The organism is Microcella sp. (genome assembly GCF_030645145.1).
Lineage (GTDB): Bacteria > Actinomycetota > Actinomycetes > Actinomycetales > Microbacteriaceae > Microcella.
In genome coordinates, this window is record NZ_JAUSMI010000050.1 from 19,032 (window position 1) to 34,673 (window position 15,642).

The 15,642-nt window shown below is 71.1% G+C and carries 11 protein-coding genes; 8 read left to right on the forward strand and 3 right to left on the reverse strand.

The window, feature by feature from the left end:
• Positions 1–31 precede the first annotated feature (31 nt).
• Positions 32–886 carry an SDR family NAD(P)-dependent oxidoreductase gene (locus Q7T15_RS02860; RefSeq protein ID WP_304693087.1) on the reverse strand — a complete coding sequence of 285 codons (855 nt, stop codon included), beginning with the start codon at positions 884–886 and terminating at the stop codon, positions 32–34.
• 250 nt (positions 887–1,136) lie between these two features.
• Positions 1,137–2,399 (reverse strand): MFS transporter, encoded by a 1,263-nt coding sequence (locus Q7T15_RS02865; protein ID WP_304693089.1) that lies wholly within the window; start codon positions 2,397–2,399, stop codon positions 1,137–1,139.
• Positions 2,400–2,528: 129 nt separating this feature from the next.
• Here Q7T15_RS02865 and Q7T15_RS02870 point away from each other — a divergent pair, with 129 nt between their 5' ends.
• Complete coding sequence (locus Q7T15_RS02870; protein ID WP_304693091.1) at positions 2,529–3,602, forward strand: LacI family DNA-binding transcriptional regulator; 1,074 nt, start codon at positions 2,529–2,531, stop codon at positions 3,600–3,602.
• 114 nt (positions 3,603–3,716) lie between these two features.
• Positions 3,717–3,881 carry a CsbD family protein gene (locus Q7T15_RS02875; protein WP_304693093.1) on the forward strand — a complete coding sequence of 55 codons (165 nt, stop codon included), beginning with the start codon at positions 3,717–3,719 and terminating at the stop codon, positions 3,879–3,881.
• 131 nt (positions 3,882–4,012) lie between these two features.
• Here the strand turns inward: Q7T15_RS02875 and Q7T15_RS02880 are convergent, their stop codons facing one another.
• Positions 4,013–5,323: an MATE family efflux transporter gene (locus tag Q7T15_RS02880; RefSeq protein ID WP_304693095.1), complete on the reverse strand. Its 1,311-nt coding sequence runs from the start codon at positions 5,321–5,323 to the stop codon at positions 4,013–4,015.
• A 55-nt stretch (positions 5,324–5,378) separates the two neighbouring features.
• On the opposite strand from Q7T15_RS02880, the gene Q7T15_RS02885 reads away from it, so the two are divergent.
• From Q7T15_RS02885 to Q7T15_RS02910, 6 genes are all read left to right on the forward strand, one after another.
• Positions 5,379–5,729, forward strand: coding sequence for a metalloregulator ArsR/SmtB family transcription factor (locus Q7T15_RS02885; RefSeq protein WP_304693097.1), 351 nt, complete (start codon positions 5,379–5,381; stop codon positions 5,727–5,729).
• Between the two features lie 2 nt (positions 5,730–5,731).
• A complete protein-coding gene (locus tag Q7T15_RS02890; protein ID WP_304693099.1) occupies positions 5,732–6,976 on the forward strand; it encodes an MFS transporter in 1,245 nt (414 codons plus the stop codon).
• Between the two features lie 14 nt (positions 6,977–6,990).
• A complete protein-coding gene (locus Q7T15_RS02895; protein WP_304693101.1) occupies positions 6,991–8,967 on the forward strand; it encodes a M13 family metallopeptidase in 1,977 nt (658 codons plus the stop codon).
• Entirely contained in the window at positions 8,964–9,869 is a 906-nt protein-coding gene (locus tag Q7T15_RS02900) for a serine hydrolase (RefSeq protein ID WP_304693103.1), read from the forward strand. The genes Q7T15_RS02895 and Q7T15_RS02900 overlap by 4 nt, the downstream gene beginning before the upstream one ends.
• Before the next feature lie 400 nt (positions 9,870–10,269).
• On the forward strand, positions 10,270–12,444 hold the full coding sequence (locus tag Q7T15_RS02905) for a collagen binding domain-containing protein (protein ID WP_304693105.1): 2,175 nt from the start codon (positions 10,270–10,272) through the stop codon (positions 12,442–12,444).
• Between the two features lie 277 nt (positions 12,445–12,721).
• The coding region (locus Q7T15_RS02910; RefSeq protein WP_304693107.1) for a hypothetical protein at positions 12,722–15,642 on the forward strand (2,921 nt) is incomplete at its 3' end.

Below are 15,642 nucleotides of genomic sequence, written 5' to 3' on the forward strand. Positions count from 1 at the left end.
GAGGGTCGAGTCTAAGCGCGGCGCGTGCGGCTCATCCCCACAGCCCGGGGCGGCGCTCCTCGGCCACCGAATTGCCGCCGTCGACGACGATGAGCTGCCCGGTGATGTAGCTCGCGCCGGGGGAGGCGAGCCACGCGATCGCGCTCGCGACCTCGTCGGGCCGACCGCTGCGCCCGAGCGGGACGAGCCCGCCCTCGACGGCCTCCTGCTCCAGCTGCGACGCCGTCGCGATCCACCCGGGAGCGACCGCGTTCACGGTGATCCCGTGCCGCGCCTCGTCGACCGCGAGCCCCCGCGTCAAGCCCAGCACCCCGGCCTTCGCGGTCGCGTACCCGAGGTCGTCGCGCGCCGCCTGCAACGCCCCGGTCGTGCTCGCGACGGTGACGATGCGGCCCCACCCGCACTCGCGCATCCGCCCGATGACGGCTCGCGTCACGAGGAACACGCTCGTCAGGTTCACGTCGACCGCGCTGCGCCACTCGTCGAGGCTCATGCCGATGTCGCCGCGCGGGAACTCCTCGCCGACCGCGACCATGCCGGCGTTGTTGACGAGGATGTCCGGCTCGGCGCCCAGCGCGCGCAACGCCTCGATCGCGGCGTGCGCCGCACTCTCGGTCTCGAGCCGCGCGACGACGCCGGCGGCGTCGTGCCCCGCGTCCCGCAGCTCCTGCGCCCGCTGCTCGATGCGCTCGGTCGTCGCGGTCATGACGACGCGGGCGCCGCGCTGCGCGAGCTCGCGGGCCGTGGCGAAGCCGATGCCCTCGGCCGAGCCGCACCCGGTGACGAGCGCCGTGCGGCCGGCGAGGTCGAGCGAGGCGGGGAGGGGTGCGCCGGGGTGTGAGGCGGCGGGCGGGGAGGCGGCGAGCGGCGAGGTCGGTGAGCTCATGCGCTCATCCTGCCGCCGCTCCGATGCCGAATGCAGGCACAGGCGTGCGTGGTGGGCGCGGTCGCCCTGTAAACAGCGACGTCAGGGCCGTTGGTGACTGCATTCGGCAACGGCGGGGCCCGCTCGCGCTGTGGTGGTCGCACAACTCAGGAACCGACGGCTCGCGCGGGCGCAAGAACCCTGAGATCAGGGGAGCGGGGGCGGTGGCCTTCCTGAGTTGTGCACCGTGGGGGAAGTACCGCGGAGGAGCTCAGCCCGCGTTCGCCTCGCGCGACTCGGCAGCAGGTTCACTCGCGCCGGCCCCACCCGCCGAAGCCCCGCGCTCGCGCGCCGCGCCCGACGCGACCGCCGCGACGAGGATGAGCACGAGCACGACCCACAGCGCATTGAGCAGCCCGATCTGCTCGCCGAGGAACCCGATGACGGGCGGCCCGACGAGGAAGGCGAAGTACCCGACCGTCGCGACGGCGGCGACGGCGGCCGCGGCCCGGCGCGGGTCGTCGGCGGCGGCCGACATCCCGACGGGGAAGCCGAGCGACGAACCGAGCCCCCAGGCGAAGATGCCGAGCGCGGCGATGACCGGCTGCTCGACGGTGATGACGACGGCGAGCCCGGCGGCGGCGAGCACGGCCGACCCGCGCAGCACCGGCACGCGGCCGAAGCGGTCGAGCACCCACACTCCGGCGATGCGGCCGGTCGTCATCGCGACGGCGAAGATGCCGAACGCGAGGGCTCCGGTCGCCTCGTCGACGCCGCGGCCGTCGACGACGGCGAGAGCGAGCCAGTCGTTCGCCGACCCCTCCGCGAAGGCCATGCCGAGCACGATGAGGCCGATGAGCAGGATGCGCGGCTCGCGCCAGATGGACAGGCGCTCCTGCCACGTGGTGCGCTGCGGCCCCGGCCCGTCATCGTCGAGGCCGGGAAGCACCTCGTCCCGCGGCAGCAGCCGCACGACGAACAGGACGGCGACGATGAGCAGCACCCCGACGACGCCGGCGTGCCAGTCGACGCCGATGCCGAGGTCGGCGACCCCGGCTGCGGCGGCCGCGCCGATGACGGTGCCGATGCTCCAGGACGCGTGGAACCACGGCATGATCGCGCGGCCCTGGGCCTGCTCGACCCCCGCGCCCTCGACGTTCATGGCGACGTCGGTGATGCCCGCGCCCGCCCCGAACACGATGAGCGAGCCGAGCACGAACGCGTAGCTGCCGAGCGTCTGGGCGCCGATGCCGAGACCGATGAGCGCGACCGAGGTCGCGATGATGCCGAGCAGGATGACCCGGCGCGTGCCGAGGCGGGCGATGATGTGGCTCGACCCGAGCAGGCCGACGATCGACCCGGCGGCCATGCCGAAGATGAGGATGCCGAACTCGTCCGTCCGCACGTCGAGCGCGTCGCGGATGGCGGGCGTGCGCGCGACCCAGGTCGCCATGGTGATGCCGCTGAGCGCGAAGACCGCGAAGACGGCGAAGCGCCAGGGCGCGAGGCGGGGAGCGGTGGTCGGCGAGCTCACGCGGAACCTTTCGGAACGAGGGGGGTGGCGAGGCGAGGGGAGGCGCGGGGGCGGAGTTCGCGCGACCGCGCCCCGAGCATCCATCGATCGAATCGATTCGACACCCGAGTTCGACTACGCTAACAGCCGATGGCGACCCCGGCAAACCCCCCAGGCGACGGCACGAGGGCGACCCTCGCGCAGGTCGCCGCGCGCGCCGGAGTGAGCGCCTCGACCGCGAGCCTCGCCTTCAGCGGCGCGGGCCCCGTCGCCGACGAGACCCGCGAGCGCGTGCTCGCCGCGGCCCGCGAGCTCGACTACGGCGGGCCCGATCCGCGCGCCCGCAGCCTCCGCACCGGCCGCAGCGGCATCATCGCCGTCGTCATGGAGGACCGCATCCGCGTCGCCTTCCGCGACCCCATGGTCGTGACCCTCTTGGACGGCATCGCCGACGAGATCGGCAACGCCGGCTACAGCCTCCTGCTGCTGACCGACAGCCTCGAGCGCGCCGAGGGCGGCCTGCGCGACGCCCCGATGGATGCCGCTCTCCTGCTCGGCTGCAGCACCGACCTCGACCCCGCGGTCCGGGTGCTGAGCCAGCGCCAGGTGCCGCTCATCGGCGTCGAGGCCGAACCGCGCCAGGGGCTGCCCATGGTCGACATCGACAATCGCGCGGGCATGCGCCGCCTCGCCGAGCACCTCGCCGAGCTCGGCCACGAGCGCGTCGCCGTCATCACCCTCCCGATGGATCGCGATCACACCCGCGGCCCGCTCACGCAGGTCTGGCAGGACTCCTCCGTCGCCTACACGGGCCTCGAGAGGCTGTCCGGTGTGCGCGATGTGTTCCCGGATGCTCCCGCCGAGGTCGCCGCGGGCAGTCTTATCGAGGAGGGGCTCATCGCCGCCCGGGCGCTCCTCGACGCCGAGCCCGGCCTCACCGCCATCGTCGGACAGAGCGACCTCCTGGCGCTCGGCGCGATCCAGGCCGTCGAGGAGCGCGGCCTGCGCGTCCCGGAGGACATCAGCGTCGCGGGCTTCGATGGCGCCCGCATCGACGGCCTCAGCCGGCACCGACTGACGACCGTCGTGCAGCCGAGCGTCGAGAAGGGTCGCGCCGCGGCTCGGCTCGCGCTCGCGGCGCTCGCTGGCGAGCCGGTCGAGAACGTCGCGTTCACGACCGAGCTCCGCATCGGCGACACCACGGCCCCTCCCGGCCCGGCCTGAGCCTCCCCGCCGCGAATCCTGAGCGCCCACTGGACGCGCAGGAAGTCAACCCCGTGACGCGCCCGCGGTCGACCTGGCACCGTCAGAGGTCCATCGCGACGAAGGGATCCGACGATGAACAGCGAAGCGAAGCACAAGGGCGAAGAGCTCGGCGGCAAGATCAAGGAGGGCGTCGGCAAGGCGACCGACAACGAGCGCCTCGAGGCCGAGGGACGCGCCGACCAGACCGCCGCGAACCTCAAGCAGGCCGGCGACGACGTCAAGGACGCGTTCCGCTAACCAAGCCCCCCACGACAGCCGCGGCCTCCAGGTGGCCGCGACTGCCCCGGCGGGCGTTCGACCTCAGGGTCGGGCGCCCGCCTTCTTCATGCCCGGCGACGTCATGCCCGACGACCCTCCGCCGAGAACGGCTAGCGGGCCCCCGTCACGATCCACCGCTCTCCGCGCGCCCGAGCCCCGAGCGTCCCCGCGCGCGCCCCGAGGTACCCGAAGGTGAACGCCGCGAGCAGCGCCGGCAGCCCCGCGCCCGCGGCGAGCACGAGCAGCACGAGGTAGACGAGCAGATTGAGGATGCCCGTGACGGCGAGGTAGCGCCCGTCACCGGCTCCGATGAGGACGCCGTCGAGCACGAACACGAGCCCGGCGAGCGGCAAGCCGACCGCGAGGATCAGCAGGACGAGGGGGAGGGCATCCCGCACCCGCTCGTCGGAGGTCACGAGGATCGGGACCAGCGGCGCCGACGCGGCCACGAGCACGGCGAGGGCCGCGCCGACGAGCACGCCCCATCCGACGAGGCGGCGGGTGATGCGGTGCACGCGATCGACGTCGGACGCGCCGAGTCCGTGGCCGACGAGCGCCTGCCCGGCGATCGCGAGCGCGTCGAGGGCGAGCGCGAGGAGGCTGTAGACGGCGAACCAGACGTGCGTCGCGGCGAGCTCGACGGTGCCGAGGCTCGTCGCGACGAGCACGGTCGCGACGAGGGCGATACGCAGAGAGACGGTGCGCAGCAGCAGCCACGAGCCCGCGGCCATCGCGGCCCGCAGGCCCGCGGGCCCCGGTCGCAGCTCGGCGCCCTCCGCGCGGGCGCCCCGCACGACGACCCCGACGAGCACCGCCGCCATCGCCCACTGCGCGATGACCGTGCCGAGCGCCGAGCCCGCGACGCCGAGGCCCGCGCCGTAGATGAGGAGGGCGTTGAGGACGATGTTCGCGCCGAAGCCCCACGCCGCGACGACGAGCGGCGTGCGCGCGTCGTGCAGGCCGCGCAGCACGCCCGTCGCCGCGAGGACGAGCAGCATGCCGGGCACGCCCCACCAGGCGATGCCGAGGTACTCGAGCGCCGCGGCCTCGACCGGGGCGGCCGCCCCGAAGGCGCCGACGATCGCGGGCGAGGTCGGCAGCAGCACGACGAGCAGCACGAGGCCGATGCCGAGCGCGAGCCAGAGCCCGTCGACGCCCGCGGCGTGCGCGCCGGCCCGGTCGCCGGCTCCCAGCCGGCGCGCGACGGCCGGGGTCGTGGCGTAGGCGAGGAAGACGAGGAGGCCGATCGCCGTCTGGAGCACCGTCGAGGCGACGCCGAGCCCGGCGAGGGCATCCGCCCCCAGATAGCCGACCATCGCCGTGTCGGTGAGGACGAACAGCGGCTCGGCGACGAGGGCTCCGAGCGAGGGCACGGCGAGGCGCAGGATGTCGCGGTCGATCGCTCGCAGCCGGGGGCGCACGGGTCAACGCTAGGGCCGTGCGCAGCGCCCGCTCGCCGTGCCTTAGTATCTGCGTATGCATGCAGATACGCATGAGGACGAGCTCGACCCGTCCTCCCCGCTCGTCGACGTCGTCGCCGAGCTCTTCGGCCTCCTGGCCGATCCCACGCGCGTCCGGATCATCCTCGCCCTCGATGTCGACGAGCTCTCGGTGAACCACATCGCCGACATCGTCGATCGCTCGCCCGCCGCCGTATCGCAGCACCTCGCGAAGCTCCGGCTCGCCCGGCTCGTGACCGTCAGGCAGGAGGGCAACCGCGCCTTCTACCGTCTGCGCGACGAGCACGCCCGGCGACTCGTGCTCGAGGCGCTCCGCCAGGCCGAGCACGCCGTCTCGGACAGCCCGCGCCACCACGGGGAGCGCTGATCATGCTCGGGGTCCTCCGCCACCGGCGCTTCGCCGCCCTCTTCGCCTCGCAGGTCGCCTCGCTCGTCGGCACGGGCGTGCTCACCGTCGCGCTCGCGCTCGTCGCCGTCCGCATCGCGGGGGAGGACGCCGCGCAGATCATCGGCATTGCGCTCACGATCCGCATCGCGGCCTACGTCGTCGTGTCGCCGATCGCGAGCGCGCTCGTCGCGGGCCGGTCGAGCCGGGCCGTCCTCATCGGGGCGGATGCGGCGCGCGTCGTCATCGCGATCGGTCTCGTCCTCGCGACGGAGGCGTGGCACATCTACCTCGCGATCCTGCTGCTGCAGTCGGCGTCGGCGGTCTTCACGCCGACGTACCAGGCGGTCATCCCGGAGGTGCTGCCCGACGAGCGCGACTACACGACCGCGCAGTCGCTCTCGCGTCTCGCCTACGACCTCGAGTCGCTCCTGAGCCCCGTGATCGCCGCGGTGCTCGTCCTCGTCCTTCCGCCCAATGCACTCTTCGCCGTGACGGCCGCGGGCTTCGCGGTCTCGGCGCTCGCCGTGGCGCTCTCGCGCATCAGCCAGCGCGCCGGCGCGGCGGGCGAGCCGTTCTCGTCGCGCCTTACGCGCGGCCTGCGCCTCATGGCCCGGATGCCCGCGGTGCGGTTCCTCGCCGTGCTCGACGCGGTCACGGCCACGGTCTACGCCACGGTGCTCGTGACGACGGTCGTGCTGCTCGTCGTCATCGGCGCCGCCGACGTCGACGACCCGTCGGGGCCGCTCGCCGTGGCGCTCGTGGCGTTCGGCGTCGGATCGATCGCGGTGGCGCTGGTGCTGCCGCGCATCCTCGACCGCGTCAGCGACCGCACGGTCATGGCGACCGGCGCGTCCGTCGTGCCCGTCGCGCTCGCGGCGACCGCGTCGCTCGCCGTGACGGGGGCGCTCACGCTGCCGCTCGTCATCGCGCTGTGGTTCGTGCTCGGCGCCGCGAGCTCGGCGATCAGCACGCCGAGCGCCCGCATCATCCGACGCGAGGTCGAGCCCGACGACCGGCCGGCCGTCTTCGCCGCGCGGTTCTCGAGCTCGCACGCCTGGTACGCCGTGACCTACCCGATCGCTGGCCTCGTCGGGTCGGCCGCGGGGCCCGCCGCCGCGACCGCCGTGCTCGCGATCGTCGCCCTCGGCGCGCTCGCCGCGGCGCTCGTGCTCTCGCGCGGCGCGCGACCCTCGGGGGATGCGCAGGCGAACAGGCCCGCGCCCTGATTAGAGTCGGTCGGGTGACCGACGACGCCCGTACCCCCTCTCTCGGCAGCGGGATCCTCCGCGACGACCTCGACCCGAGCATCCGCCCGCAGGACGACCTGTACCGCCACGTCAACGCCGCGTGGCTCGCGCGCACGCCGATCCCCGCCGACAAGGCGCGCTACGGCAGCTTCATGGTGCTCGCCGAGGAGGCCGAGAAGGCCGTTCGCGACATCATCATCGAGGCGCAGGCGGCCGAGCCGGGCACGCTCGAGCGCAAGGTCGGCGACCTCTACGCGAGCTTCATGGACGAGGAGCGCATCGAGGCGCTCGGCGCGGCCCCGCTCGCTCCGCACCTCGCCGCTGTCGACGCGATCGCCGACAGGGATGCCCTGCTGAGCGAGATCGGACGCCTCGAGCGCGAGGGCGCGCGCGGGTTCGTGCAGCTCGTCGTCGACAACGACCCCGGTGACCCCGAGCGCTACCTCGTCTTCGTCGAGCAGGGCGGGCTCGGCCTCCCCGACGAGTCGTACTACCGCGAGGACGCCCACGCCGCCACGCGCGCCGCCTACCTCGCCCACCTCGAGCGGATGCTCGCCCTCGCCGGCATCGACGCCCCCGCCGAGCGCGCGGCGCGCATCATGGCCCTCGAGACGCACCTCGCGAGCCACCACTGGGACAAGGTGCGCAATCGCGACAGCCAGGCCACCTACAACCTGCGCACGTGGGCCGAGTGGGAGTCGGAGGCGCCGGGCCTCGACCTCGCCCGCTGGCGCGACGCGTTCGGCATCACCGAGCAGCAGCTCGCCGAGGTCGTGCTGCGCCAGCCCTCGTTCCATGCCGGGCTCGCGGCCGCGATCGCGGACCGCCCCCTCGAGGAGTGGACGGACTGGCTGCGCTGGTCGGTCATCCGCTCGATGGCGTCGTACCTCTCGCGCGACTTCGTCGACGCGACGTTCGACTTCTACGGCCGCACCCTCACCGGCACCCCCGAGCAGCGCGCCCGCTGGAAGCGCGGTGTGAGCTTCGTCGAGGGCTCGATGGGCGAGGCCGTCGGCGCGGTCTACGTCGAGCGGCACTACCCGCCGGAGGCGAAGGCCGCGATGGACGAGCTCATCGCGAGCCTCATCGAGGCGTACCGGCAGTCGATCACCGAGCTCGAGTGGATGACCGCGGAGACCCGCGAGCGCGCCCTCGACAAGCTGTCGAAGTTCACGCCGAAGATCGGCTACCCGGTGAAGTGGCGCGACTACTCGTCGCTCGAGGTCGTCGCCGACGACCTCGTGGCGAACGTCCGGGCGGCAGGGGAGTTCGAGTTCCACCGCGAGCTCGGCAAGATCGGCCGGCCGATCGACCGCGACGAGTGGTTCATGACGCCGCAGACCGTGAACGCGTACTACAACCCGGGATTCAACGAGATCGTGTTCCCGGCGGCGATCCTGCAGTTCCCCTTCTTCGATGCGGGGCGGGATGCCGCGGCCAACTACGGCGCGATCGGCGCGGTCATCGGCCACGAGATCGGGCACGGGTTCGACGACCAGGGCTCGCGCTACGACGGCGACGGCCGCCTCATCGACTGGTGGACGGAGGCCGACCGCGCCGCCTTCGAGGAGCGCACCGGCTCGCTCATCGCGCAGTACGACGCCCTCTCGCCGCGCGAGGCGCCCGACCACCACGTCAACGGCTCGCTCACGATCGGCGAGAACATCGGCGACCTCGGCGGGCTCGGCATCGCGTGGAAGGCGTACCTGCTCTCGCTCGGCGGCGAGGAGCCGCCCGTGATCGACGGGCTGACGGGGGCGCAGCGGTTCTTCCTCTCGTGGGCGCAGGCCTGGCAGATCGCGATCCGCCCGGAGGAGGCCCTGCGCCTGCTGTCGATCGACCCGCATTCGCCGAACGAGTTCCGGTGCAACCAGATCGTGCGTAACATCGGAGCGTTCTACGAGGCCTTCTCGGTCACCCCCGACGATGCCCTGTGGCTGGACGAGAAGGAGCGCGTGACCATTTGGTGACGACCCCGATGCTGCGCGACCGGAGCGCCCGCCTGGCGGCTCCGGTCTCAGCGCGGCGTCGGGCCCTCGAGCGGTCGCCCTCGTTCCGCCCCTCCTTCCGCGCGCTCGGCGCCCTCGCGTACGAGGGCGCGCGCGTCTCGGTCGCGGCGGTGGATCTGCAGTCGGGGCAGAGCGTCTTCGCCGTCGACGAGCGCATCGTGCTGCCGACCGCGTCGATCGGCAAGATCCTCCTGCTCATCGAGGTGAGCGCGCGCATGACCGACCGATCGCTGTCGGAGTTCTCGATCGTCGATCGCTCGATGCAGGATTCGGTGGCCGACTCGGGGCTCTGGCAGTACCTGCAGGCGCCGGCCCTCCCGCTCTCCGATCTCGCCGCGCTCGTCGGCTCGACGAGCGACAACGTGGCGACCAATGCGCTCCTCCGTCATATCGGGCTGGATGCCGTGCGCGCGCGCACGGAGTCGCTCGGCCTCGTGCGCACCGCCCTGCTCGACGTCGTCCGCGAGAGCCGTGGGCCGGATGACGCGCCCCAGCTCTCCGTCGGCTCGACCGCGGAGCTCGCGTGGCTCTTCTACGCCCTCGCCCATGGCCACATCATCGACCCGACGACGAGCCAGCGCGTGCTCGGCTGGCTCTCGCTCAACACCGACCTCTCGATGGTCGCGAGCGCGTTCGGCCGCGACCCGCTCGCGCACCGCGGGGTCGAGCACAGCACGTGGATGGTCAACAAGACGGGGTGCGATGCGGGCGTGCGGTCGGAGTCGGGCATCCTGCGCGGGCCGCGCGGCGGCCTCGCCTACGCCGTCTCGGTGCAGTTCGAGGAGCGCGACCTGGCGAGCCGGCTGCGCGTGCTCGACGCCCTGCGGGTCTTCGGGCTCGACCTCCTGGAGTTCGTGCACTGACCCGCTCTCGGCCCCATCGCGCCGCCTGAGCATTGCTCGTACCCCCGTTGAGGGGTAGACGGAACGGTCCAGTCTTGCTTTCGTCACTCCGCGGGGAATATCGTCGGGCTCGCCTGCGGAATCGGCTCACCCGACGTTCGTCGATTCGCGCAGGCTGGGAGAGTACACACCTGGCGATTCCTTGACTACCCCGTCGAGCGAATCGGTCTCAGAGTCGTACTGTTCCGAATACCTGCAGTACCCGCTGTACCCGAACACCCGACGGTCGTCGTTCCCCGACGACGGCCGAACGCTCGACCGTGGTCTCCCCCGATCCCGATCGCGCGATACCCGAAAACCCGAACACTGAGCGCTGCCGGCCCGCTGGTGCGCTCGGCTCCGACCCCCCCAGGAGCTCTTCATGATGCGCACGCGCATTCTTGCCGCGGCGACCGCCGCCCTCCTCGCCCTCGGCATGGCCGCGGGCGGCGCAAGCCCGGCGCTCGCTGCTCCCGGAAACTCCGGGATGTCTCAGTCCACGCCGGAATCCGAGAAGAAGGTCTGGGTGTGCAAGTACGTCGGCACACCGGGCGTGGACGAGCGGCTGCAGGTCGCCGGACCGGGCCAGAACAATCCGATCGAAGTCAGCGTCAACGCCATTCAGGACGACGGCTGGGATGTCGCGTCCGGCACGGGCTGGTTCTCGGATGGACAGGGTCGCTCTTACGCGATTGGATACTCCGACGCCCGCGGTGGCGGTCAAGGCGACGAACCAGACATCAATGAGTGTCCTCGCCCCGACTTCCCCGACGCCACCCCCGGCGCCACCACCTCTCCCGCTACGTGTGAAGTGAGCACGGGAAGCATCACCTTCGCGGACAACGCCGGCATCGCCGAGTACCGGATCGGCGAACAGTCCTACCAGCCCGGCGACACCGGTTCCGGGTTCGCGCCCGCGGACTACGTGATCACGGCTGTCCCGGAGGACAACTTCGACCTGTCACCCAACTCATCACCCTTCACGGTGACCGTCGCAGGGCCAGCAGAGGGCGAATGTGACGAGGAGCCGATCGTCGTCACGCCGGCCTTCAGCGTCACGGCCGAGAGCTGCCCGACTGGGTCGGCGCTCGTCGGCGGATCGATCTCGCTCGACTCGAGCGAGGGCACGATCACCTTTGTCGTGACCGACGCCGAGGGCACGGAGGTCACTGACCTCACGAACCTCGCTCCCGGGACGTACACCGTGACCCCGACCGCGGTGGGCGATGCCGTCCTCGACCTCGAGGGATACGACGACCAGGCCGTCGTCGCTCCGTTCGACGGTGAATGCTCCGAAGCCGAGGTCGTCATTCCCTCCTTCACCGTTGTCGATGAGACCTGCGTCAGCGGCATCCTCCTCCAGGGCGGATCGATCACGCTCGACACCAAGGGCGGGACGATCTCGTACATCGTGACCGACGCCGACGACAACGTCGTCGAGGACCTCACGGACCTCGCCCCGGGCACCTACACGGTCACGCCGTCACCGGTCGGCGACGTCGAGCTCGGGCTCGAGGGCTACAGCGACCAGGCGGTCGTCGATGCCTTCGAGGGCGAGTGCGGATCCGTACTGCCGATCACGGACGCGTTCCTCGCGTTCATCGACCCGACCTGCGACGACCGCGAGCAGCTCGACCCGGAGAACTTCATCTACGACCCGGAGCTGGCTGAGCTGACCATCCTCGAGGTCGAGGAGAACGGCGACTTCCTCGTCGTCTTCGAGACCATCGGCGAGGACACGCAGTTCTTCCAGGAGCTCGAGGGTGACTTCAGCACCGCGGACCACAACGGCTTCACCCGCACGGTCGAGGAGGGCGGCACGGTCCTTGTCTTCGAGGGAACGCTCGCCGGCCCCAACACCGAGCTCTGCGAGGACGAGGTCGTCGTCGTCCCGCCGGTCACCGTGGTGGATGACTGCTTCGAGCAGTCGTACACGATCACCGCGGTCGAAGGCGTCTCCTACGCCGTGTCCGTCAACGGCAGCCTCCCGATGGGCGTCTCGTTCGAGGAGGGCGAGGACACCGCGACCTTCGGCGCAGACCCGTTCGACGAGATCGTCGTCATCGCCACGGCCGACGAGGGCTACGCGCTCGATGAGGGCTACGAGCCGTTCGAGTACACCTACGCGTTCGACGAGGACTGCCTGCCCACGGCGCCCGTGACGACCGCGTCGGTGACGTGGACGCAGGCGGACTGCCTCGGCAACCCCGGCAGCTACACGCTGACGAACGAGCCCGGAGTGATCTGGACCGTCGACGGCGTCGTGGTGGCCGGCAACACGAAGTACACGGCGGCCGTCGGGTCGACTCCGAGCATCGTTGCGAGCCTCGAGCCCGCCAGCGAGGAGTTCCCGACCGGCTTCGGCTGGAGCAACCCGGCGCAGCAGACCCTCTGGAACCTCGTCTTCGAGGCTGCGGATGACTGCCTGCCGACCCTGGCTCTGACCGGTGCGTCCAACGCGCTGGGCGGTCTGGGGGTCGTTGCGATCCTGATCATGATGGCCGGTACCGGTCTCGTGGTCGCTCGTCGCCGGGAGGCTGTCCGAATCCAGGGCTAGTACCCGGCCCTGCGGGGCCGGGGCGGCGATGCGACCCGAAAACGCGTCGTCGCCCCGGTCTCGCTCCTTCTCTTTCCATCACACCGACGAACCACCTGAAGAACCCGGATCACCCGAAGAACCCGAACCACCGATCACCCGCCGGTCACCGTTCCCCGACGATGACCGAACGCACGTCCGAGATATCCCCGAGCTCGGCCGTGCGACCTCTGATTACCCGAACACTGAGCGGTACCAGTCCGCTGGTTCGCTCGGCTCCGACCCCCAGGAGCACACCATGTTGCGCACGCGCATTCTTGCCGCTGCGACCGCCACCCTCCTCGCCCTCGGCATGGCCGCCGGCGGAGCGAGCGCGGCCACCGCGGCACCCCCTCAGGAAGACACCAAGGTCTGGGTCTGTAAGTACTCAGGCACCCCCGGTGTCAACGAGAAGTACAAGGCGGGGAAGAACCCCATCGAGGTGAGTGTCAGCACCATCGACAGCAACAGCGGCTTCGACCCCGTGACCGGCACCGGGTACTTCGCGGACAGCCAGAGCCGCTCGTACTCTCTCGGCTACACCGCGACCTTCCCGGTCCCTCCGACCCTTCAGGACTGTCCGCGTCCGCAGCTCCCCATCCCGGGGTACACGGTCACGGATCAGACGTGCGAAAGCGGCGGATCCATCACTCTTGCCACCTCGCAGTGGATCATCTACGTCGTCACGAACTCCTCGGGGGTGGTCATCCCGAACGACCAGCTGACCAACCTGCCTCCCCGCACGTACACGGTGACACCGACCGCCGTCTCACCGGCGATCCTCGATGACGAGTTCTACGATCCGGTGGCCGTCATCGACCCCGTCGATCCGGTGCTCTGCGCCGACCTCGCGACCGCATCCATCGCCTTCACCGACGCCACGTGCCTCACGGGCCAGCAGCTGAACACCGACGGATTCGCGGCGACCGGCGCGACGCTCACGTCCTTCGTCGTCGAGGGCAGCACGTACACCGTGGTCTTCACCGCTGACGAGGGATACCTCTTCGCAGCCGGCACCGGCGTCTCGGATGACCGCACGACACTGACCTTCACGGGCACGCTGGGCGGCGTTGATCTGACCAAGTGCGCGGTCGCCACGGCCTCCATCGACTTCACCGCTCCGACCTGCACCACGAGTGAGCAGCTGAACGAAAGCGGCTACCAGGCCACCGGTGCGACCCTGACGTCCTCGGGCGTCGTCGACGGCGTCTACACCGTGGTGTTCACGGCGACCCCCGGTTCGCTGTTCGCCGCCGGTGAGAACGTGTCGCTGGATCGCACGACGCTGACCTATACAGGAACGCTCGACCCGCCGGACCTGACTCTCTGCCCGGTCGCGACCGCGTCGATCGCGTTCATCGATCCCACCTGCAACGACGACGAGCAGCTCGACGAGGGTGCCTTCCAGACCGTCAACGCGACGCTGACCTCGGCCGACGTCGTGGGCAAGGAGTACACGGTCGTCTTCACCGCGGTCGGCGACGCGCTCTTCGCCGTCGGCGACGGCGTCTCACCCGACCGGAAGACGCTGACCTACACCGGCACGCTCGACCCCAACGACGAGCGCCTGTGCCTCGTGGTCACAGCCACCTTCACCCTCCCGCCCGCCACGTGCGAGGTCGGCGAGGACTGGGCGAACCCGATCATCGTCGCCGACGCCGGCGTCGTTCCTGGCGCGCCCATGTACGACGAGGCGACCGGAACGGTCTCGATCACGTTCCTCGCGACCGGCGCGAACATCTTCGTCATCGACGTGGATGGCGAGCCGACCTTCTCGAAGACGCTGGCGGTGACGCTGGACGTCGCCGACCGCGACCCGAGCCTCTGCGAGGAGGCGACGGTCGAGGTGCCGATCAACCCCGCCACCTGCGAGCTCGGCGAGAGCCTCGACGAGGGCGGCATCGACGCGATCGGCGCGACCTTCGAGGTCATCGATGATGGCTCCGTCTCGGGCACGTACGAGGTCGAGTTCACGGCGGACGAGGGCTACCGGTTCCCCGGTGACCAGCTGACGCTGACGGTCTCGGGCGAGCTGGCCGATCGTGACCCGCTGCTCTGCGAGGAGGCGACCGGCACGGTTCCGCTGATCGACCCGACGTGCGAGCTCGGTGCGAGCGTGGACCTGGAGAACATCTCCGGCGTCAACGCGACCTTCGAGGTCATCGACGACGGATCTGAGTCGGGCAGCTACGAGGTCGAGTTCACGGCGCTGGAGGGCTTCCGGTTCGCCGGCGACCAGACGACGCTGACGATCTCGGGCGAGCTCGCTGACCGCGACCCGCTGCTGTGCCTTGAGGCGACGGGCTCGGTCCCGATCATCGACCCGACCTGCGAGCAGGGGGCGAGCGTCGACCTGGAGAACATCGCCGGTACGAACGCCACCTTCGAGGTCATCGACGATGGCTCGACGGACGGCACGTACGAGGTGCTGTTCACGGCGAACGACGGCTACCGGTTCACCGGTGACCAGAAGACGCTGACCGTGACCGGAACGCTCGACCCCAAGGACGAGCGCCTGTGCATCGTCGTCGAGGCCTCCTTCACCCTCCCGCCCGCCACGTGCGAGGTCGGCGAGGACTGGGAGAACCCGATCATCGTCGCCGATGCCGGCGTTCTGTGGGGCGAGCCGATGTTCGACCCGGAGACCCACACCGTCTCGATCGAGTTCCTCGCGACCGGCGCGACCGTGTTCGTGATCGAGGTCGACGGGGAGATGACGTTCTCCAAGACGCTCACCGTCACGCTCGATGTCGCCGACCGCGACCCCGAGCTGTGCCTCGAGCCGACCTACGTGGTTCCCGTCATCGACCCGACCTGCGAGCTCGGCGCGAGCCTGGATGTCGCGGGCATCGACGCGGAGAACGCCACGTTCGTGGTCGTCGATGACGGCACGGAGTCGGGCAGCTACGAGGTCGAGTTCACGGCGCTGGAGGGTTACCGGTTCCCCGGTGACCAGCTGACGCTGACGGTCTCGGGCGAGCTGGCCGATCGTGACCCGCTGCTCTGCGAGGAGGCGTCGGCGAGCGTTCCGCTCATCGACCCGACCTGCGAGCTGGGGGCGAGCGTGGACCTGGAGAACATCTCCGGCGTCAACGCGACCTTCGAGGTCATCGACGACGGATCTGAGTCGGGCAGCTACGAGGTCGAGTTCACGGCGCTGGAGGGCTTCCGGTTCGCCGG

Excerpts from the sequence above, each read along its gene's own strand:
- Q7T15_RS02905 (WP_304693105.1), top strand. The coding sequence starts at position 10,270 with ATGATGCGCACGCGCATTCTTGCCGCGGCGACCGCCGCCCTCCTCGCC.
- Q7T15_RS02875 (WP_304693093.1), top strand. The coding sequence starts at position 3,717 with ATGAACAGCGAAGCGAAGCACAAGGGCGAAGAGCTCGGCGGCAAGATC.
- Q7T15_RS02890 (WP_304693099.1), top strand. The coding sequence starts at position 5,732 with ATGCTCGGGGTCCTCCGCCACCGGCGCTTCGCCGCCCTCTTCGCCTCG.
- Q7T15_RS02885 (WP_304693097.1), top strand. The coding sequence starts at position 5,379 with ATGCATGCAGATACGCATGAGGACGAGCTCGACCCGTCCTCCCCGCTC.
- Q7T15_RS02870 (WP_304693091.1), top strand. The coding sequence starts at position 2,529 with ATGGCGACCCCGGCAAACCCCCCAGGCGACGGCACGAGGGCGACCCTC.
- Q7T15_RS02860 (WP_304693087.1), bottom strand. The coding sequence starts at position 886 with ATGAGCTCACCGACCTCGCCGCTCGCCGCCTCCCCGCCCGCCGCCTCA.